We start from the raw sequence: 18621 nt of genomic DNA on the forward strand, positions 1-18621 counted from the left end.
CAAGGAGAAGGCAGAGGACTAATGCGGCAGTTAAGTCGTAAGCTTTGCACGAATCATAGTTCACCTCTGCTTTCCTTTGAATAAATTTAATACTTTTTTAGCAAACTCAAAGTAAAGGCACGAATCCTTCGTATGGCAATTTAAATCAAGATCAAAAAAATTATAATTTCAGACCAAAAAACAAATCCGCCAAAATATGAAACAAACATTTTTATATAAAACATTTGATTGGATTTTGGTAGTAGTATCTCTTTATTTTTCAATATTTTCTTTTGAAAATTTAATAAACGGATATGAATATTTCAGCACTTTTTTATTGAAAATCGTTTTTTTTATTATTTCGATAACCGCTTTAATTTCTTTGTTATTTAAACATTTAAATGGAGAACGCTTCTCTCGAATTTTTTTGATTGTCGTTCTAATAATTCCAGCGATTTTAGTTTTAAACCAATATCTTGTCGACTTAATTTTTTATAGTATTAATCGTTTAAATTTAATTCAAAATTACATTTTATTCCTAAAATTAATCGCTGGACTAGTTTTGCTTTATTTGGCAATTAAATTCTCTAAACAACAAAAAGCTGAGCAAATAAAAGATATCGGAATTTTAATTATTGGAATTAGTTTTTTTACAAATTTTTATGTACTAGTTAGAACTATCGAACCAAATTTTAATTCAGAATTAAGTAATTATCCGATTTATAAAACCATAATCAAATTAATAATTGGGATTTTGACTTTAATTATCGGGATTAGAATTAAGAATCAAAAAGTAAAATTTAACAGAGCACTTATAATAACTTTAATTTTATTATTTACTTTCGGGCTGATATAAATACTTTGCCACGGTCTGTTTAAAAACACTCCGATCACTTGTTACAAATATAACAATCTGTGATTTTTTGTTATTTCAATTCAAAAACTTTGAACCGAAAGGATTCTCCGCTTACCTTTGTTGAAAATTGAAGAATGAACGCAACAGATTTACTATACTTAGCAGACCAATTCGGGAGTCCGCTTTATGTTTACAATGCCGAAAAAATTGAATCACAATACAATCGTTTGGTTAACGCTTTTTCAAAAGTGGAGCGATTGCAGATTAATTATGCCGTCAAAGCATTATCCAATATTTCTGTTTTAAAATATTTTCACAAATTGGGTTCCGGTTTAGACACGGTTTCGCTTCAAGAAGTGCAATTGGGTTTAGCCGTCGGTTTTGAACCGAATCGTATCATTTTTACACCCAACGGTGTTTCCATCGATGAAATTGAAGAAGTGGCAACTTTAGGTGTGCAAATCAACATTGATAATCTTTCGATTCTAGAACAATTCGGAACCAAACACCCAACTGTTCCGGTTTGCATCCGAATTAATCCACACGTGATGGCAGGTGGAAACACGAACATTTCCGTGGGTCACATTGATAGCAAATTCGGAATTTCAATTCACCAACTACCGCATTTGTTGCGAATCATCGAAAACACCCACATGCACATCAACGGCATTCACATGCACACCGGTTCTGATATTTTGGATATTGAAGTGTTTTTGTATGCCGCCGAAATTCTATTTGAAACCGCCAAGCATTTCAAAACCTTAGATTTTATCGACTTTGGTAGCGGATTTAAAGTCCCATATAAAAAAGACGACATTGAAACCAATGTAGAAGAGTTAGGTAAAAAATTGTCGAAACGATTTAATCAATTTCAAGCGGAATATGGTCGTCCGTTAACCTTAGCCTTTGAACCGGGGAAATTTTTAGTAAGTGAATCGGGTTATTTCTTAGCCAAAGTAAATGTAGTAAAACAAACAACTTCCACCGTTTTTGCGGGCATCGACAGCGGATTCAATCATTTGATTCGTCCGATGTTATACGGTTCGTATCACCACATCGAAAACATTTCCAACCCAAAAGGAAAAGAACGTTTTTATTCCGTGGTGGGTTACATTTGCGAGACCGATACATTTGCCAACAACCGCAGAATTGCCGAAATCAAAGAAGGCGACATCTTGTGTTTCCGAAATGCCGGAGCGTATTGTTTTTCAATGGCATCTAACTACAATTCACGCTTTCGTCCGGCCGAAGTGCTTTGGTACGAAGGAAAAGGACATTTGATTCGGGAAAGAGAAACGTTTGAAGATATTCTTCGCAATCAGATTGAAGTTACATTTTAGCTATATGTTACACCTGACAGGTTTTTGCAACCTATCAGGTGTAAGAAAATACAAATCTATTTTTGCTTTAAATCATATCCTAACCAAACAACCACAACCCAAAAGAGTCGGAAATCATTTTCCGGCTTTTTTTATGACTGGGAATTAATGATTAATTAACGGTAAACTCAGTACAATTTTTTATATTTGAAAAAATTAAAATCGCAATGAACAGAAGAAAATTTTTTAGGAACGGAACATTATTTACGTTAGGAACAGCTGTTCTAAATCCCTTTGAAAGTGCTGCCACTGTTCTTGATCAGCCTACAGAATTCAAAGGAAAAAAAGCCAAAAACATTATTGTGTTAGTGAGTGACGGAATGAGTTCAGGCACACTAAACATGGCCGATATTCATCTTCAACGAAAAAACGGAAATGGTTCCAATTGGTTGAATTTATATAGAGAAAATAAAGTTACAAGAGCTTTGATGGATATGGCTTCGGCTTCTTCTGTTGTCACCGATTCTGCAGCTGCGAGTTCTTCTTGGGGAAGTGGTTTTCGCCTAAAAAACGGAGCATTAAACGTCGGAATAAATGGTGAAGAATATTTACCGATTTGGCAAAAGTTCAAGAAAGCAGGAAAAATGGCGGGCTGTGTCACCACTGTTCCGATTACCCATGCCACTCCGGCCGGTTTTTGTGTGAACAGCAAAAGCAGAAATAGTCAGGATGACATTGCTGAATCCTATTTAAACCTCCAATTTGATGTGATGATGGGTGGCGGACAAAAACATTTTGATGCCAATTCCCGAAAAGATAAAAAAGATTTGTATTCGGCTTTTCAAGCCAAAGGCTATCAGGTGGTTAAAACGAGAAGTGAAATGCTTTCCACCTCGCATGACAAACCCATTCTAGGCGTGTTTTTTGAGGATGGACTTCCCTACTCGATTGACCGCGAAAATATTAAAGATTTGGGCAATACGATTCCAACTTTAGCAGAAATGACACAAAAAGCCATTGACCGAATGAAAAGTCATAAAAACGGATTCGTGTTGCAAGTGGAAGCAGGAAAAGTAGATTGGGCAGCACACGCCAACGATATTGCCGGTTTGTTATATGATCAAGTGGCTTTTGATGAAGCGGTGAAAGTTGCCATAGATTTTGCAGAAAAAGACAAAGAAACGTTAGTTATCATTACCACCGACCATGGAAATGCGAATCCGGGATTAATTTATGGTAAGAACGTCAACGACCATTTTGACAGTGTTCAACAGCACAAACATACGAATGAGTGGATTTTAAATGGTTTTACACCGGAATCTACGATAGTTCAAATCAAAGAACGCATTGCCTTTGCGAATGGTTTTGATTTAACGGATGACGAAGCCAAAACAATTTTGAGTTATTATTCAAATCTGGAAAAAAAGGACGATGGATTGTATAATTATAAAAACCTTCCTTATAAAACCTTTGCCGAAATGCAAAAAAGCAGAACGTCCGTAGGATGGATTAGCATGGATCACTCGGCAGATTACACTGAGCTAGCCATGTTTGGACCCGGAAGCGACAAACTAAAACCTTTTATTAAAAACACCGATTTACATTATTTTATGTTGGAAGCAGCGGAAGTGGAGAATAAATTTTAGGGTTAAATACATTTTTAATTCACTGTTCTATGAATCTTGATTTTGGGATTTGTGGAGAAGATTTTGCAGTTACTAATTTGAAAAAAAAAATAACGTTTTCCAACTATTTAAAATTGAAAAAATAATTTATTATCTTTGCAAAGTATGAATAAGATTAAAATCAATAAGGACAAAGTAATTAAATCTGTAGCAAAAATGCTTTCAGACAAAGAAATTGTGCGTTCTTATATCAAAGGAAAAACTTCAAAAAATACTCTTTCCAAAAATGGCATTAAACTTGCTAAGCCATTATAATTATTCTTTCGACAATATCTCGAATACATACAACTTTACAACCAAAAACAATATTTTATATCGGGTTGCTTTTGTGATTGATGAAACTTTTAGTGCTATTTCAAATGAAGAAATACCTAATATTTTTCAACTAATCATCGACAAAGCTAGTGATGAAATTGAACCTTATGATGCAAAAGTTTCAAGAACTATTGAAGATATGGTTGAACGATTCTTCAAAAAAGTAGAAAATTCTATGATTTTTGTTTGTTCAGATGAAGATGATAAAGCAAAAACACGCTTCAAAGTTTTTGACAGATGGTATAAGAAATCTGATTATAAAGAGTTTATCGTAAAGATTGACAATATCGTTCAATACAACATTTCGCAAACAGAGAAACAAAAAATGTACACTTCATTTATGTTTCATCAAAATAACCCTCTTCGTCAAAAATTGGTAGAAATCTACAACCAAATTGAAAAAACACTCAACGAAGAAAAATAAAATTAATAGCTTTGGCTTAATATTCTTATTTCACTAATCCTTTCTCCTCTCCCGTTCCTTCTTAATCAACATCAACTCCCGACTCGTTTGTCCGGCCACGGAAGTGTTTTCCTCTGCACGTCGAATTAAGTAAGGCATCACATCACGAACCGGTCCGAAAGGCAAGTATTTGGCCACGTTGTAACCATTAGCAGCTAAATTATAACTGATGTTGTCACTCATGCCGTATAATTGCCCGAACCAGATTCTGTTATCATTGGTAGCCAACCCTTTTTGAGCCATCAATTCCATTAATTTATAGGAACTCAATTCGTTGTGCGTTCCGGCAAAAATGGCCATTTTGTCAATATTTTCAACCATATAGGCCACAGCAGCATCATAATTTTCGTCGGTCGCTAGCTTGGTTTCGCAAATGGGTGATTTATATCCTTTTTCTTCAGCACGTTTGTTTTCTTTTTCCATGTAGGCTCCTCGAACGAGTTTCATCCCAATGTAAAAACCTTCCGATTTGGCTTGCTCGTGCAATTTTTTCAAATAATCCAATCGATCCCAACGGTACATTTGCAAAGTGTTGAATACTATGGCTTTTTCTTTATTGTATTTTTTCATCATTTGTGCAACCAATTCATCGGCGGCATCTTGCATCCAACTTTCTTCCCCATCAATCAAGAGAGCAACGTCTTTTTCATGGGCAAATTTGCAAACAGTTTCAAAGCGAGCTACTACTCTATCCCACTCAGCATGTTCTTCAAAATTTAAAGGATTTTTTTTGCCTATTTTTTTATATAAATCAAATCGTCCAAAACCCGTAGGTTTGAAAACTGCAAACGGAATGGCCTTTTTTTCTTTCGCAAACTCAATGATTTTGAGTGTTTTCTTCATGGCGGCATCAAATTCAATCTCGTCTTCTTTGCCTTCCACGGAATAATCCAACACGGAACAAACGCCTTTGGTAAACATTTTTTCCATTACCGGCATGCAATCATCTTCACTTACACCGCCACAAAAATGGTCAAATACAGAAGCTCTAATTAAACCTTCTACCGGTAAATGGGCTTTCAGAGCAAAATTAGTTACCGCCGTTCCAATCCGAACAAGTGGCTCGCTATCAATCATTTTAAATAAAAAATAGGCTCTATCTAATTCAGTATCACTTTTTAACGAAAAAGCAATTTGTGTGTTATCAAAGATTTTTTCCATGTTTTGTTGAAAATAATGTAGCAAAGATACGGAGTGTTTGAGAATGTTATAATTTTTTTGACTTAATTTGTATCTAAATTTTTAAACCATAAAAAATTCAAATTGTTTTGGATTTAACTTACTTATAAAGACGTTTTTCATGCAATCAATTCAAGCCGGAGATTATTCGATTTATTTTAACGAGGATGCTTATGTTTTTCTCAATGCGTATTTGAAAGAACATCATTATTCTAAGTTATTTATTTTAGTCGATTCTAATACGAATGAAAATTGCCTTCCTCATTTTTTATCGCTTTTAGCGACAGAAAACGAAATTGAAATCATTGAAATTGAGTCAGGAGAAGCTTTTAAAACCATCGAAACGTGTGTGCAACTCTGGGAATCGCTCACCGAATTGGGTGGAGACAGAAAAAGCTTGCTCATCAATGTAGGCGGAGGAGTGATTACAGATATCGGCGGATTTGTGGCTTCTACATTCAAACGTGGGATTGATTTCATCAACGTTCCTACGACCTTATTGGGTATGGTAGATGCGTCGATTGGTGGTAAAAACGGCGTTGATTTAGGCAATTTAAAAAACCAAATCGGGGTAATTAATTCTCCAAAAGCAGTGTTAGTTGATACCATTTTTTTAGAAACTTTACCCCAAAACGAAATGCGTTCCGGTTTAGCAGAAATGTTGAAACACGGCCTCATTTATGATAAAGATTATTGGTATAAATTCAGCGATTTAGGTAGTTTATCCTCGGATGATTTGGATGAATTAATTTACCGTTCCATCGAGATAAAAAATGCTATAGTGAGTCAAGACCCGACGGAAAACGGTATTCGTAAAGCCTTGAATTTCGGACATACATTAGGACATGCCATTGAAAGTTATTTTTTAGAAAATCCTTTCAAAACGACTCTTTTGCACGGCGAAGCCATTGCTGTAGGCATGATTTTGGAAAGTTATCTTTCGCAACAAAAAGAATTAATTACAAAGGAGGAATACCTGGAAATAAAAACCGTTATCCAATCCATCTTTAGCACGACTAATTTTGATGAAAATGACATGGAACCAATCCTAAATTTATTGATACACGACAAGAAAAATGAGTTTGGAAAAGTTCAATTTGCACTTTTAGACGGAATTGGTAAAATTAAAATTAACCAACACGCCGAAAACAACTGGATAATTGATGCATTTGACGATTATAAAAGATAACATTTTTTTTATCATTGTACTTGCATTTAGCTTAGATTATTTTTTACATTTGCCTCAATGAAAAACAATCAAAACAAAAAGACTTTACTTGCTAAGAATAGTAGTACTCATTGGATTTTTCAACGTTTTATGAAAAAATCAGTGAACAAGAAAAGTACCTTGGGTTTTGATATTTCAGAATGCTCGACGATGTTTCACGAAAAACTGCAAATTATTTTTGCTAATATTCGGGTTTGAAAATTTAGATTAATTGATATTTCTATTTAACCTTTAATCTAAATTACTGAAAACTAAATGAATACAAAATATTTCGACTTAATCAATCAAACGTTCTACTTCCCTCAAGAAGAGTTTACCCTAAACAAAGATAATCTTCAATTTCACCAAATCGATTTGATGAAAATTGTTGAACAATATGGTACGCCATTGAAATTTACGTATCTACCGCAAATTTCCAATAACATCAACCGTGCAAAAGGCTGGTTTAGAAAGGCGATGGAAAAGAACAAATACGATGCAAAATACTATTACTGCTATTGTACAAAAAGTTCGCATTTTAGTTTTATTATGAATGAAGCGTTCAAAAACAACATTCATATTGAAACTTCCTCGGCTTTTGATATTAATATTGTTGAAAATTTGATGGCGGAAGGCAAAATCAATAAAAACACCTATGTGGTTTGTAATGGCTTTAAACGCGAACAATACGTTGATAACATTGCAAGGTTAATCAACAATGGTCATAACAAAACCATTCCTGTGATTGATAATTTTGAGGAATTGGATTTGTTGCAAGAAAAAATTGATGGTAAATTCAAAATTGGAATCAGAATTGCCGCTGAAGAAGAACCGAAATTTGAGTTTTATACTTCACGATTAGGAATTGGTTATAAAAATATACTTCCGTTTTACAGAAAACAAATTGAAGAAAATAAAAAAGTAGAGTTGAAAATGCTTCACTTTTTTATTAATACCGGTATTCGCGACACAGCTTATTATTGGAATGAGTTGTTGAAATGTATGAAAGTATATGTTTCCTTGAAAAAAGAATGTCCAACTTTAGACAGTTTGAATATTGGAGGTGGTTTTCCCATCAAAAATTCCCTAGCGTTTGAATACGATTACCAATATATGATTGATGAAATTATCAATCAAATAAAAATATCGTGTGAAGAAGCGGAAGTTGATGTGCCTAATATTTTTACCGAATTCGGTTCGTTTACCGTTGGCGAAAGTGGTGGTGCGATATATCAGGTTTTATATCAAAAACAACAAAATGATCGTGAAAAGTGGAATATGATTGACTCATCTTTCATTACCACTCTTCCTGATACTTGGGCCATTAACAAACGGTTTGTCATGTTGGCCATCAATCGTTGGAACGATACGTATGAGCGGGTTCTATTGGGCGGTTTAACCTGTGACAGTGATGATTATTACAATTCTGAACAAAACATGAATGCGGTTTATTTACCAAAATATAACAAAGAGAAACCCTTATATATTGGTTTTTTCAATACCGGAGCATACCAAGAAACCATAGGAGGTTTTGGTGGTTTGCATCACTGTTTGATTCCACAACCAAAACACATTTTGATTGACCGTGATGAAAACGGTATTTTAGCCACAGAGGTGTTTTCTGAACAACAAAGTGCAGACCAAGTTCTCTCTATTTTGGGTTATGATAAAAAATAACATTTTTTGGTAAAAAAGAATTTTTCTTTTCAGAAAAAAAGATTTTCTTTGAACCTTCATACTACGAATACAATTTAAGAATTATAAAATGAGTAAAGGACCTATCAGTCAATTTATTGAAAAAAATTATCTTCATTTCAATGCCGCTGCTTTAGTAGATGCTGCCAAAGGATATGAACAACATTTGCTTGAAAACGGAAAAATGATGATTACCTTGGCCGGTGCAATGAGCACAGCTGAATTGGGAAAATCATTAGCCGAAATGATCCGTCAAGACAAAGTGCATATCATTTCATGTACCGGTGCAAACTTGGAAGAAGACATTATGAATTTGGTCGCTCATAATTCATACAAAAGAGTTCCTAATTATCGTGATTTGAGTCCGCAAGAAGAATGGGATTTACTTGAAAATCATTACAATAGAGTAACTGACACGTGTATTCCGGAAGAAGAAGCTTTCCGCAGATTACAATCGCATTTATATGACATTTGGCATAATGCTGATTCAAAAGGAGAACGTTATTTTCCGCATGAATTTATGTACCAAATGATTAATTCCGGTGTTTTAAAACAATATTACGAAATAGACCCAAAAGATTCCTGGATGGTTGCTGCGGCAGAGAAAAACTTACCGATTGTTGTTCCCGGTTGGGAAGACAGTACGATGGGTAATATTTTTGCTTCCTATTGCATTAAAGGCACTTTTAAACCCACCACGATGAAAAGTGGAATTGAATATATGATGTGGTTGGCTGATTGGTATCCAAAAAATTCAACCGGAAAAGGAGTTGGATTCTTCCAAATTGGTGGAGGAATTGCAGGAGATTTCCCGATTTGTGTAGTGCCGATGTTATACCAAGACATGGAAATGCACGATATTCCGTTTTGGAGTTATTTTTGCCAAATTTCTGATTCAACCACTAGTTATGGTTCTTATTCAGGAGCGGTGCCGAACGAGAAAATCACGTGGGGAAAATTAGACATCACCACGCCCAAATTTATTATTGAATCCGATGCAACCATTGTTGCCCCATTGATATTTGCTTACTTACTTGATTTATAACAGATTTTTTTATGAGAAGAATTATTGTTGACTATGCTAAATTAACGAATGACATTCTATCGATGTTGGTAGAGAAGTTTCCAGACGGCTATGAGGATACTGACATTATCCGTTTTAGAAATGCTCAAAACGAATTGATCGAAGCGGTAGAAGTTCGTACAGAAGACACCATTTATTTGGTGAAAGTCAGTAAAAAATTAGCCACCCGTATTGAAAACTTCGAAGAGGATGAAGATTTAGATGTAGAAGTGGAAACAATCGCTCCGGTAAAAGGACTCGATTTAGACGATGACATTGATGAAGTGGATGTGGACGAAGAAGACGATGACGCACCTTCTGATGATGATATTGAAATTGATCCTTTAAAAGATTCCGGTGGTTCAGACGATGATGACGATGACGATGATTATGACGACGAACCCTCAGACGAAGAAGATGACGAAGATGAAGAATATTAAATTTAAGAGCCTACACAGGCTCTTTTTTTTTAATACAACATTTTGACTTCTTTAATGCCAAATTGAACTACTGCATCATTCTCTAGTAAAATGTTCAATAAACCTTGTTGAGAAACCTGTTGAATAATTCCCATGAACTTCACCCCATTCTTATCTTCAAAAGCCATGGGAACACCTATTTTAAACAACTTTTGGTGATACAAATTCCAAATTGATTCCGAATCAAAATTCATTTTCAAAACAAACTGTTTGATGGATTGACAAAGTTCTTGTAATAATTCCTCTATAGGATAATCTTGACCCGTTTTCAGCTTTAAGGAAGAGGCATTTGGAAGATTTTCAAAATTTATCTGATTAATATTCAGTCCGATTCCAACAACTGAAAATACTTCTCCATTCGATTTAAAACTGTTTTCAATCAAAATGCCTCCGATTTTATGATTACCTGACATAATGTCGTTTGGCCATTTAATGCGAACTGTCGGTATTTTATATTGTTCTAAAACAGAAATAATCGCTAATGAAATCACAATGTTCAAGGTGTAGAGTTGCTTTACATCAACAATCAAATCTTTTATTAAAATACTAAATGTCAGGTTTTTACCAGTCTCTGAAATCCAAACCGAACCCATTTGCCCTTTGCCTTTAAGTTGACTTTCAGCAACAACTATTGTGAAATTAGTAACCACTTGTTTGGCTACTAACTCCTTTAAATAGTCATTCGTCGAATTTATGGCACTCAGTTTGATGATATGCATAGAGAATAATTATATAAGAATCGTTCTAAAGTTGTGTTAAGCTTCAAAAATAAACACAATTTTTGATAACTTTGCGAAAATATTAAATTAGTAAATGGCGAATAAGAAAGTTAGTAAAGATGAGTTGTTAGTAAATATCATCAAAGGAATTGAGGAAGTTAAAGGAAATGACATCGACATTTTAGATTTACGAGATATCGAAAATACAGTTTGTGATTATTTTATCATTTGCAACGGTAACTCCAATACACAAGTTAACGCCATCGTTAACTCGGTTCAAAAAACAGTTTCAAAAGAATTAAAAGACAAACCTTGGCATGTGGAAGGTACAGACAATGCCGAATGGGTTCTGATGGATTATGTGGACATTGTTGTTCATGTTTTTCAAAAGCACGTGCGTGAATTTTACAACATCGAAGGATTGTGGGGCGATGCCAAAATAACCACCATTCCAAACAAAATATAAAAAATTGCTAAAGAAGAAAATTTATAATGTCAAAAGAAAATAATTCTACACCCAATCCGAATAAATTTAAATTTAATCCTTGGCTCATTTATTTTATTGTGGCCGGAATTTTTATTTTTATAAGCATCATTTCCGGTGGAAGTTCATTCCAAGAACCGGGAAAATTGACTATTTCTAAGTTCAATGAATACCTCGAAAATGGTGAGATTGAAAAAGTTTTGGTTTATAACAAAGGTGAAAATTTAAGTGAAGCCGAAATTTATATTACCAAAGAAGCCCTGAAAGACAAAAAACACAAAGGCGTTGTGAATGACGTTTTAGGTCGAGAAAACAAAGGTGCTCATTATCTTTTACCTAATATTGGTGATGTAAAATTATTCCAAGACAAACTCGAATTAGCCAAAAAAGAAAACAAATTAGCGGATTATAATTATTTAGTAAAAAGTAATTGGACCGGTATTTTAATCAATTTTCTGCCTATCATTTTAATCATTGTGATTTGGATTATCATCATGCGAAGAATGTCCGGTGGTGGTGCCGGCGGTGGCGGCGGACAAATCTTTAACATTGGCAAATCAAGAGCAAAATTGTTTGACGAAAAAACCGATGTAAAAGTTACTTTTAAAGATGTAGCCGGATTAGAAGGTGCAAAAGAAGAAGTACAAGAGATTGTTGAATTTCTTAAAAACCCAGAAAAATATACCAACTTAGGTGGAAAAATCCCTAAGGGTGCTCTGCTTGTTGGACCTCCGGGAACCGGAAAAACATTGTTAGCCAAAGCGGTTGCCGGTGAAGCAAAAGTGCCTTTCTTCTCGTTATCGGGTTCCGATTTCGTAGAAATGTTTGTGGGTGTGGGTGCATCAAGAGTTCGGGATTTATTCAAGCAAGCTAAAGACAAATCACCGGCGATTATTTTTATTGATGAAATTGATGCTGTAGGTCGTGCGAGAGGAAAAAACAATATGTCGGGTTCTAACGATGAAAGGGAAAATACGCTTAATCAATTACTAACCGAAATGGATGGTTTTGGAACTAATACCAACGTAATTGTTCTAGCAGCCACAAACCGTGCCGATGTGTTAGATAAAGCACTGATGAGAGCAGGTCGTTTTGACCGTCAGATTTATGTTGACTTACCGGATATTCGTGAGCGAAAAGAAATTTTTGAGGTACATTTAGCTCCTTTGAAAAAAGTAGAAGGTTTAGATACTGATTTCTTAGCTAAACAAACACCGGGATTTTCAGGTGCAGACATTGCCAATGTATGTAACGAGGCCGCATTAATTGCAGCCCGAAATAATAAAACGGCTGTTGACAAACAAGACTTTTTAGATGCTGTAGATAGAATTGTAGGCGGTTTAGAAAAGAAAAATAAAATTGTTACACCTGCAGAAAAGAGAGCCATTGCTACGCATGAAGCAGGACACGCAACTGTAAGCTGGATGTTGGAACATGCCGCTCCTTTAGTAAAGGTAACAATCGTTCCAAGAGGACAAAGTTTGGGAGCAGCTTGGTATTTACCCGAAGAACGATTGATTGTTCGACCGGACCAAATGCTTGATGAAATGTGTGCCACTATGGGAGGAAGAGCTGCAGAAAAAGTGATTTTTGATACCATTTCTACCGGAGCGTTGAGCGATTTAGAAAAAGTGACCAAACAAGCTCGTGCAATGGTTACGATTTATGGTTTGAATGATAAATTAGGAAACATCACTTATTATGATTCATCCGGACAAAGTGAATACAGCTTCTCAAAACCTTATTCAGAAGAAACGGCGGTAACCATTGATCAAGAAATTTCTGGGTTAATTGAAAGTCAATACCAAAGAGCAATCAAGTTATTGGAAGAAAATAAGGACAAATTAATTCAATTGGCCGATATTTTAATCGAAAAAGAGGTTATTTTTAAAGACGATTTAGAGGCCATTTTCGGAAAAAGACCATTTGGAGAAGAAAGTCATGTTTCCGTTGGAGTTGAATAATTCATCTTATTTTATCAAAAAAACATAAAAAACTCAATTCAATATCATTTTTGAATTGAGTTTTTTTTTATCTTTGAGCGATTTCAATAACAAATTACAGAATTGTTCTAAAAAGTATGAGTCTTTTTAAAAAATTATTTGGTACAGGAAACGATTCTTCTAATGAAAATAAGGAGAAAGAAGCCAGTCCGTTTAATCCTGAAACCAAAATCCCTGTTGATGAAATGTTTACTTTCAATTTTAAGAAAAATGGAGGTAAGTTTTTATATTGTGAAAATTTAGAAGAAGTTAACGAGCAGTTTTTAAATATTTTAGAAGAAAACGATTGGTTTGAATGTGAAGCCGTGTGTTATGAACCAAAACTTTTTCATTTTTTAGATGAAAATAGATTGGTTTATAAAAACACAACCAGTCCAAAATTTCTATTAGCCAGTTGTGAAAATTTAATTGCTGATGAAGGTTCAGTGCTTTTAACATCCAATCAAATTAAGCAAAATAAGCCACACGAATTACCTGCCAATATCGTTGTTTTTGCAACCACCAGCCAAATTTTGGAGAGCAAAAGTGACGGATTAAGAGAAATCAAAAAACGCTACGACAAAGATTATCCAACTAATATTACTACAATCAAATATTTTGAAAAAGCAAAAGAAGAAGATTTTCTTCATTACGGAAGTGCAGCTAAAAACTTGTACCTCTTGCTTTTAGAAGATCTATAAGATGAATGAAACGCTTATAAGAGCTTTATCGGGTGCAGTTTACATTCTATTATTATTGAGCTGCATACTTTATTCAAACATTACTTTCTACATTTTGTTTGGTCTCTTTTTGGCTCTCGCTGTACTTGAATTCTGTAAATTAATCAAGCTGAATTATGTTATCCCTTTAATCATTGCCATAGTTAGCTACATCATTTTTTACAATACGCCTTTTAACCAATTTTATGATGGAAGTATTACTTTAGTTAGTATTTTAGTATCTATTCAATTGGCTCTTTTTCTGTTTTCAAAGAAAGACAAGGCATTTAAAAAATATGAAAAATGGCTGTATTTAATTGGCTATATTATTCTACCGTTTATCATTTTAACTAAAATACCAATTGGCGTTGATGGTTATAACCCAAGAATTTTAATCGGGATTTTTATTTTAATTTGGACGAATGACACGTTTGCCTATGTGGTAGGAAAGTCAATCGGAAAGCATAAACTTTTTGAACGAATTTCACCCAAAAAAACAATCGAAGGTTTTTTAGGAGGTCTAACTTTCAGTGTTTTAGGCAGTATTCTGATAGCTAAATTTTTCATCGGAACTTCCAATATCGGAATTTGGATTGGAATAGCCATATTAGTTAGTATATTTGCAACATTAGGTGATTTAATTCAGTCAAAATTCAAACGCTTAGCCGGAGTGAAAGACAGTGGGAAAATCATGCCGGGACATGGCGGAATTTTAGATCGTTTGGACAGTATCATCTATGTGGCACCATTCATTTTTTTGTTTTATCAAATTTTAAATTATGTTTCATAAAGAAGGAGCGAAAATCATTTTAATGGCTACTGTTATCGTTGCTGCCATGATTTTATTAGCCGATCATTTTATATCATTAACTTGGTTGCGAATGACCATTCAAATTATCGGTTTGATTTTTTTGATTTTAATTTTACAATTTTTCAGAAATCCAAAAAGATATACCCAAAACGATGACAACCATGTGATTGCTCCCGTAGATGGGAAAGTGGTTGTGATTGAAGAAGTTTTTGAACCCGAATATTTTAATGATAAACGACTTCAGGTTTCCATTTTTATGTCACCCATTAATGTGCACGTGACCCGTTATGCCGTGAATGGAAAAATTAATTTCAGCAAATATCATCCCGGAAAATATTTAGTTGCTTGGCACCCGAAAGCAAGTACCGAAAACGAAAGAACTACCGTAGTTATTGAAAACCGAATTTTTGGTGAAATTCTCTACCGCCAAATCGCAGGTGCGTTGGCCCGAAGAATTGTAAACTATGCCAAAGAAGGTACCATGGTGAAGCAAGGAACGGATGCCGGCTTTATTAAATTTGGTTCGAGAGTGGATTTATTCTTACCTTTAGGTACTAAAATCAATGTTAGTTTAAACCAAACCGTAAAAGGAGGAGAAACTGTTGTAGCCGAAAAATAACCAATGGCTGAAAAAGATTTAGATACACGTTTTCAAGAGGCTTTTGAAAAAGCTTCCAATATGACAGAGTTACTTCCTCAGGATGTCATGTTGCGTATTTATGCTTATTACAAACAGGCAACTCATGGCACAGTGGGTTATAAACAACTAAGTAATAACGACTTGAGAAATGCATTCAAAACAAACGCCTGGATGCAAATCAGTCATATTTCACCCGATGAAGCGAAAGAGCTTTATATTGAAACAATTAATTCATTACTAAATAAAAAAAAATAACATGAAAAAATTAATCTTATCTGCATTTTTAGTTTCAACTTTAATCAGTTGCAACAACAACAAAAAATTAGAAGAGGTAGTTGAAGTTCCTTTACCGGAAAAAGAAGAGGTTGTGACGGAAATGGGCAACCCTGCTGATGTAAAAGTAGATGAGGGTGGAGCTTTTGAAATGATAGCTTTGCCTTATGCATACAATGCTTTAGAACCGCATATTGATGCTAAAACAATGGAAATTCACTTTTCAAAACACCATTTAGGATACGCCAACAATTTGAATAAAGCAATTGCAGGTACCGAAATGGCAAATATGTCGATTGAAGATATTTTGAAAAAATTAGATCCTGAAAACAAAGCAGTTCGTAACAATGGTGGTGGCTATTATAACCACAATTTCTTTTGGGAAATAATAGGAGCCAACAAAGGTGGTGAACCAACCGGAGCTGTAGCTGATGCCATCACAAAAGATTTTGGCAGTTTTGCCGATTTTAAAACCCAATTTACAGAAGCTGCTACCAAACAATTTGGTTCAGGTTGGGCTTGGTTAATTGTAGATAAAACAGGAAAGTTAGTCATTACAACAACAGCCAATCAAGACAATCCGTTAATGACTAAATTAGGGAATTCAGGTACCCCGATTTTAGCGGTTGATGTTTGGGAACACGCTTACTATTTAAAACACCAAAACAAAAGAAAAGACTATGTTGAAGGTTTTTTCAACGTAATTAACTGGGATAAAATAACCGAAAAATATACTGCCGCAACCGCCGTGAAATAATATTTTTTTAATTAAAATTTCAAAGGTTCGATGAGTTTGATACATCGAACCTTTTTTATTTATCCTTTTTCCTCTCTAAAAGAACTTCTACCGGACGGTTGGTTCGAGGCCCGAATTGTTGAGCTTGACGTTCATTTTCAGAAGAACATAAAATATACATGTTAAACGGGTAAAGTTGGATAACTTGTGTTTCAAAATGACCTCCATTTTCCTCCCCATCGATATCTTCTATTTTAACACTGAAATTATCTGCTAAAAAAGTATTAACTATTGAAAGGAGGTAATTGTCTTTTGCAAATGGAAAAAACCATTTGCCCTCAGGATCATTTTCACTTACTTTTTCGCCAGATTTATTGAGTTTATAATTGGGTGTAAATAACAAGGGTTTATTATTATTTACCCAACTCCAACGATTGTTTTTATTAATAACTTCATTACCGGAACTGTCTATTATTGTGATGCGTAAATTCTTAATGTTTTCTTTTTTACCTTTTTCATGTACATCAATCACTAAATAGGAAGTAAAATCATAACCACAGTGTTGTGCATTAAAAATCTGTCCTTTTACAGAAAAGTTAACAAAGAGTATAAATAAAAATAAGATTCGCATGGTCATTTGATGATGTTGTAAAGATACGAAAGCAAAAGTTATTCCAAAAAAAGAAGCACTCTTTTCAGAATGCTTTTTTTATTTTTTAATAGAACACGGATTTTGTGGATTTAATGGATTTCCGCTGATTTTAATAGCTTAGCTATAAAAGATTAGAATGGATTCGTTAAGTGAACATTTTCTTTAAGGAAAAAGTCACCAACTTAGAACCCGCAACTCGTAACCCGCAACCTCCCTACTTCACCTCCATCAACTCCACGTCAAAAATCAACGTAGCATCGGGTGGAATTACGCCACCGGCTCCACGAGAACCATAACCTAAATAAGATGGAATGACAAAACGAGCTTTGTCGCCCACTTGTAATAATTGAATTCCTTCGTCCCAGCCTTCGATTACGTGACCTTTTCCGAGTGGGAAATCGATTGGTTGTTTTCTTTTGTAGGACGAATCGAAGACTACTCCGTTTTCTAAAGAACCGGAATAATGAACCGAAACGGTTTTCCCTTTTTCAGCTTGTTTTCCGCTTCCTTTTTGGATGATTTTATAACGTAGACCGCTTTCTGTTTTTTCAAAACCGGCTGCTAATTTTTCTAGTGCTTCTTCTGCTTTTTGTTTTTCCTCTGCTATTCTTTTTTCACGTGAACCTTCAAATGTTCTGAATGCTTCGATGGCATTCCATTTTTGAGCTTCCTCGCCTACTCTAACTATTTCTAGGGTTTCTAGCACATCGCCTTGAGCAATTGCATCCACCACATCTTGTCCTTCTACTACATTTCCAAAAACCGAATGTTTCTTATCTAACCACGGTGTTGCCACGTGTGTGATGAAAAATTGCGAACCGTTTGAACCCGGTCCGGCATTGGCCATAGACAAAACGCCAGGTCCGTCATGACGTAAATCCGGATGAAACTCGTCGTCAAATTGATAACCCGGTCCGCCGGTTCCTTGTCCTTGTGGACAACCACCTTGAATCATAAAATCGGAAATAACTCTGTGGAATTTAAGTCCGTCATAATACGGTTTTCCCATTGGTTTGGCGTCGTTTTCTAATTGTCCTTCGGCTAAGCCAACAAAATTTCCAACTGTTCCAGGTGTTTTATCGTGTGTTAATTTTACTAAAATGGTACCTTTTGTGGTATTGAATTTAGCGTATATTCCGTTTTCCATCGTTTGATTTATTTTAATTGAGGTGCAAATTTAAGATATTATTGTTGATTAACCTTATTTTTATGAAAGCTGATTGTTGAAAATGAATTTCCTTTGAAAGCAGAATCCCCTAGCCCGGATTACTTCACTTAACTTTTATTTTAAGCGGAGTTCAGTGAACTTCGTTTGCAACGGAAAGCTTTTTTTGAAAAAACAAATTAGTTTTGTTGACTTGGCAA

Annotated in this window: 20 protein-coding genes; 16 read left to right on the top strand and 4 right to left on the bottom strand. The window is 34.7% G+C overall.

Annotated elements, in window-relative coordinates; translation table 11 throughout:
• Positions 1-196 precede the first annotated feature (196 nt).
• The 5 genes from ACIQ0M_RS03700 (at position 197) to ACIQ0M_RS03720 (ending at position 4578) form a co-directional block, all read left to right on the top strand.
• Complete coding sequence (locus ACIQ0M_RS03700; RefSeq protein ID WP_396149848.1) at positions 197-835, top strand: hypothetical protein; 639 nt, start codon at positions 197-199, stop codon at positions 833-835.
• 134 nt (positions 836-969) lie between these two features.
• Positions 970-2175 (top strand): diaminopimelate decarboxylase, encoded by a 1206-nt coding sequence (lysA, locus tag ACIQ0M_RS03705; RefSeq protein ID WP_396149850.1) that lies wholly within the window; start codon positions 970-972, stop codon positions 2173-2175.
• Positions 2176-2381: 206 nt separating this feature from the next.
• Positions 2382-3800, top strand: coding sequence for an alkaline phosphatase (locus ACIQ0M_RS03710; protein ID WP_396149852.1), 1419 nt, complete (start codon positions 2382-2384; stop codon positions 3798-3800).
• Between the two features lie 144 nt (positions 3801-3944).
• Positions 3945-4094, top strand: a complete 150-nt coding sequence (locus ACIQ0M_RS03715) for a hypothetical protein (RefSeq protein WP_396149854.1) — start codon at positions 3945-3947, stop codon at positions 4092-4094.
• Complete coding sequence (locus ACIQ0M_RS03720) at positions 4066-4578, top strand: DUF6169 family protein (protein ID WP_396149856.1); 513 nt, start codon at positions 4066-4068, stop codon at positions 4576-4578. Before ACIQ0M_RS03715 ends, ACIQ0M_RS03720 begins: the two co-directional genes overlap by 29 nt.
• 33 nt (positions 4579-4611) lie before the next feature.
• Here the strand turns inward: ACIQ0M_RS03720 and ACIQ0M_RS03725 are convergent, their stop codons facing one another.
• The gene (locus ACIQ0M_RS03725) at positions 4612-5778 is read right to left on the bottom strand and encodes a proline dehydrogenase family protein (protein ID WP_396149858.1); all 1167 of its coding nucleotides are present in this window, start codon (positions 5776-5778) and stop codon (positions 4612-4614) included.
• A 139-nt stretch (positions 5779-5917) separates the two neighbouring features.
• On the opposite strand from ACIQ0M_RS03725, the gene aroB reads away from it, so the two are divergent.
• The 4 genes from aroB (at position 5918) to ACIQ0M_RS03745 (ending at position 10201) form a co-directional block, all read left to right on the top strand.
• Positions 5918-6985 carry a 3-dehydroquinate synthase gene (gene aroB / locus ACIQ0M_RS03730; protein WP_396149860.1) on the top strand — a complete coding sequence of 356 codons (1068 nt, stop codon included), beginning with the start codon at positions 5918-5920 and terminating at the stop codon, positions 6983-6985.
• 294 nt (positions 6986-7279) lie between these two features.
• Positions 7280-8680, top strand: a complete 1401-nt coding sequence (locus tag ACIQ0M_RS03735; RefSeq protein WP_396149862.1) for an arginine decarboxylase — start codon at positions 7280-7282, stop codon at positions 8678-8680.
• An 88-nt stretch (positions 8681-8768) separates the two neighbouring features.
• Complete coding sequence (locus tag ACIQ0M_RS03740) at positions 8769-9743, top strand: deoxyhypusine synthase family protein (RefSeq protein ID WP_396149864.1); 975 nt, start codon at positions 8769-8771, stop codon at positions 9741-9743.
• A gap of 11 nt (positions 9744-9754) precedes the next feature.
• The gene (locus ACIQ0M_RS03745) at positions 9755-10201 is read left to right on the top strand and encodes a DNA primase (RefSeq protein ID WP_396149866.1); all 447 of its coding nucleotides are present in this window, start codon (positions 9755-9757) and stop codon (positions 10199-10201) included.
• A gap of 29 nt (positions 10202-10230) precedes the next feature.
• Here ACIQ0M_RS03745 and ACIQ0M_RS03750 read toward each other — a convergent pair whose 3' ends face one another.
• Positions 10231-10959: a biotin--[acetyl-CoA-carboxylase] ligase gene (locus ACIQ0M_RS03750; protein WP_396149868.1), complete on the bottom strand. Its 729-nt coding sequence runs from the start codon at positions 10957-10959 to the stop codon at positions 10231-10233.
• 94 nt (positions 10960-11053) lie between these two features.
• On the opposite strand from ACIQ0M_RS03750, the gene rsfS reads away from it, so the two are divergent.
• The 7 genes from rsfS (at position 11054) to ACIQ0M_RS03785 (ending at position 16625) form a co-directional block, all read left to right on the top strand.
• Entirely contained in the window at positions 11054-11425 is a 372-nt protein-coding gene (rsfS, locus tag ACIQ0M_RS03755; RefSeq protein WP_129465114.1) for a ribosome silencing factor, read from the top strand.
• A 26-nt stretch (positions 11426-11451) separates the two neighbouring features.
• On the top strand, positions 11452-13407 hold the full coding sequence (gene ftsH / locus ACIQ0M_RS03760; RefSeq protein WP_396149870.1) for an ATP-dependent zinc metalloprotease FtsH: 1956 nt from the start codon (positions 11452-11454) through the stop codon (positions 13405-13407).
• Positions 13408-13523: 116 nt separating this feature from the next.
• Complete coding sequence (locus tag ACIQ0M_RS03765) at positions 13524-14126, top strand: lactate utilization protein B/C (RefSeq protein ID WP_396149872.1); 603 nt, start codon at positions 13524-13526, stop codon at positions 14124-14126.
• A gap of 1 nt (position 14127) precedes the next feature.
• The gene (locus ACIQ0M_RS03770; RefSeq protein WP_396149874.1) at positions 14128-14934 is read left to right on the top strand and encodes a phosphatidate cytidylyltransferase; all 807 of its coding nucleotides are present in this window, start codon (positions 14128-14130) and stop codon (positions 14932-14934) included.
• The gene (locus ACIQ0M_RS03775) at positions 14924-15574 is read left to right on the top strand and encodes a phosphatidylserine decarboxylase family protein (protein ID WP_396149876.1); all 651 of its coding nucleotides are present in this window, start codon (positions 14924-14926) and stop codon (positions 15572-15574) included. The genes ACIQ0M_RS03770 and ACIQ0M_RS03775 overlap by 11 nt, the downstream gene beginning before the upstream one ends.
• Before the next feature lie 3 nt (positions 15575-15577).
• On the top strand, positions 15578-15850 hold the full coding sequence (locus tag ACIQ0M_RS03780; protein WP_129465119.1) for an acyl-CoA-binding protein: 273 nt from the start codon (positions 15578-15580) through the stop codon (positions 15848-15850).
• A 1-nt stretch (position 15851) separates the two neighbouring features.
• The gene (locus ACIQ0M_RS03785) at positions 15852-16625 is read left to right on the top strand and encodes a superoxide dismutase (RefSeq protein WP_396149878.1); all 774 of its coding nucleotides are present in this window, start codon (positions 15852-15854) and stop codon (positions 16623-16625) included.
• Positions 16626-16680: 55 nt separating this feature from the next.
• Here the strand turns inward: ACIQ0M_RS03785 and ACIQ0M_RS03790 are convergent, their stop codons facing one another.
• Together ACIQ0M_RS03790 and ACIQ0M_RS03795 are read right to left on the bottom strand one after the other, a co-directional pair.
• The gene (locus ACIQ0M_RS03790) at positions 16681-17235 is read right to left on the bottom strand and encodes a hypothetical protein (protein ID WP_396149880.1); all 555 of its coding nucleotides are present in this window, start codon (positions 17233-17235) and stop codon (positions 16681-16683) included.
• Between the two features lie 235 nt (positions 17236-17470).
• The gene (locus ACIQ0M_RS03795; protein WP_396149882.1) at positions 17471-18403 is read right to left on the bottom strand and encodes a peptidylprolyl isomerase; all 933 of its coding nucleotides are present in this window, start codon (positions 18401-18403) and stop codon (positions 17471-17473) included.
• Between the last annotated feature and the right edge of the window lie 218 nt (positions 18404-18621).

Source organism: Flavobacterium sp. (genome assembly GCF_044339515.1).
In the GTDB taxonomy this organism is placed as follows: domain Bacteria; phylum Bacteroidota; class Bacteroidia; order Flavobacteriales; family Flavobacteriaceae; genus Flavobacterium.

What these genes read in the sequence shown, in the direction of transcription:
- ACIQ0M_RS03780 (WP_129465119.1), top strand. Translation starts at nt 15,578, where the DNA reads ATGGCTGAAAAAGATTTAGATACACGTTTTCAAGAGGCTTTTGAAAAA.
- ACIQ0M_RS03735 (WP_396149862.1), top strand. Translation starts at nt 7,280, where the DNA reads ATGAATACAAAATATTTCGACTTAATCAATCAAACGTTCTACTTCCCT.
- ACIQ0M_RS03765 (WP_396149872.1), top strand. Translation starts at nt 13,524, where the DNA reads ATGAGTCTTTTTAAAAAATTATTTGGTACAGGAAACGATTCTTCTAAT.
- ACIQ0M_RS03770 (WP_396149874.1), top strand. Translation starts at nt 14,128, where the DNA reads ATGAATGAAACGCTTATAAGAGCTTTATCGGGTGCAGTTTACATTCTA.
- ftsH (WP_396149870.1), top strand. Translation starts at nt 11,452, where the DNA reads ATGTCAAAAGAAAATAATTCTACACCCAATCCGAATAAATTTAAATTT.
- ACIQ0M_RS03745 (WP_396149866.1), top strand. Translation starts at nt 9,755, where the DNA reads ATGAGAAGAATTATTGTTGACTATGCTAAATTAACGAATGACATTCTA.
- ACIQ0M_RS03795 (WP_396149882.1), bottom strand. Translation starts at nt 18,403, where the DNA reads ATGGAAAACGGAATATACGCTAAATTCAATACCACAAAAGGTACCATT.
- ACIQ0M_RS03775 (WP_396149876.1), top strand. Translation starts at nt 14,924, where the DNA reads ATGTTTCATAAAGAAGGAGCGAAAATCATTTTAATGGCTACTGTTATC.
- aroB (WP_396149860.1), top strand. Translation starts at nt 5,918, where the DNA reads ATGCAATCAATTCAAGCCGGAGATTATTCGATTTATTTTAACGAGGAT.
- ACIQ0M_RS03725 (WP_396149858.1), bottom strand. Translation starts at nt 5,778, where the DNA reads ATGGAAAAAATCTTTGATAACACACAAATTGCTTTTTCGTTAAAAAGT.
- ACIQ0M_RS03785 (WP_396149878.1), top strand. Translation starts at nt 15,852, where the DNA reads ATGAAAAAATTAATCTTATCTGCATTTTTAGTTTCAACTTTAATCAGT.
- rsfS (WP_129465114.1), top strand. Translation starts at nt 11,054, where the DNA reads ATGGCGAATAAGAAAGTTAGTAAAGATGAGTTGTTAGTAAATATCATC.
- ACIQ0M_RS03720 (WP_396149856.1), top strand. Translation starts at nt 4,066, where the DNA reads ATGGCATTAAACTTGCTAAGCCATTATAATTATTCTTTCGACAATATC.
- lysA (WP_396149850.1), top strand. Translation starts at nt 970, where the DNA reads ATGAACGCAACAGATTTACTATACTTAGCAGACCAATTCGGGAGTCCG.
- ACIQ0M_RS03700 (WP_396149848.1), top strand. Translation starts at nt 197, where the DNA reads ATGAAACAAACATTTTTATATAAAACATTTGATTGGATTTTGGTAGTA.
- ACIQ0M_RS03715 (WP_396149854.1), top strand. Translation starts at nt 3,945, where the DNA reads ATGAATAAGATTAAAATCAATAAGGACAAAGTAATTAAATCTGTAGCA.
- ACIQ0M_RS03710 (WP_396149852.1), top strand. Translation starts at nt 2,382, where the DNA reads ATGAACAGAAGAAAATTTTTTAGGAACGGAACATTATTTACGTTAGGA.
- ACIQ0M_RS03740 (WP_396149864.1), top strand. Translation starts at nt 8,769, where the DNA reads ATGAGTAAAGGACCTATCAGTCAATTTATTGAAAAAAATTATCTTCAT.
- ACIQ0M_RS03790 (WP_396149880.1), bottom strand. Translation starts at nt 17,235, where the DNA reads ATGCGAATCTTATTTTTATTTATACTCTTTGTTAACTTTTCTGTAAAA.
- ACIQ0M_RS03750 (WP_396149868.1), bottom strand. Translation starts at nt 10,959, where the DNA reads ATGCATATCATCAAACTGAGTGCCATAAATTCGACGAATGACTATTTA.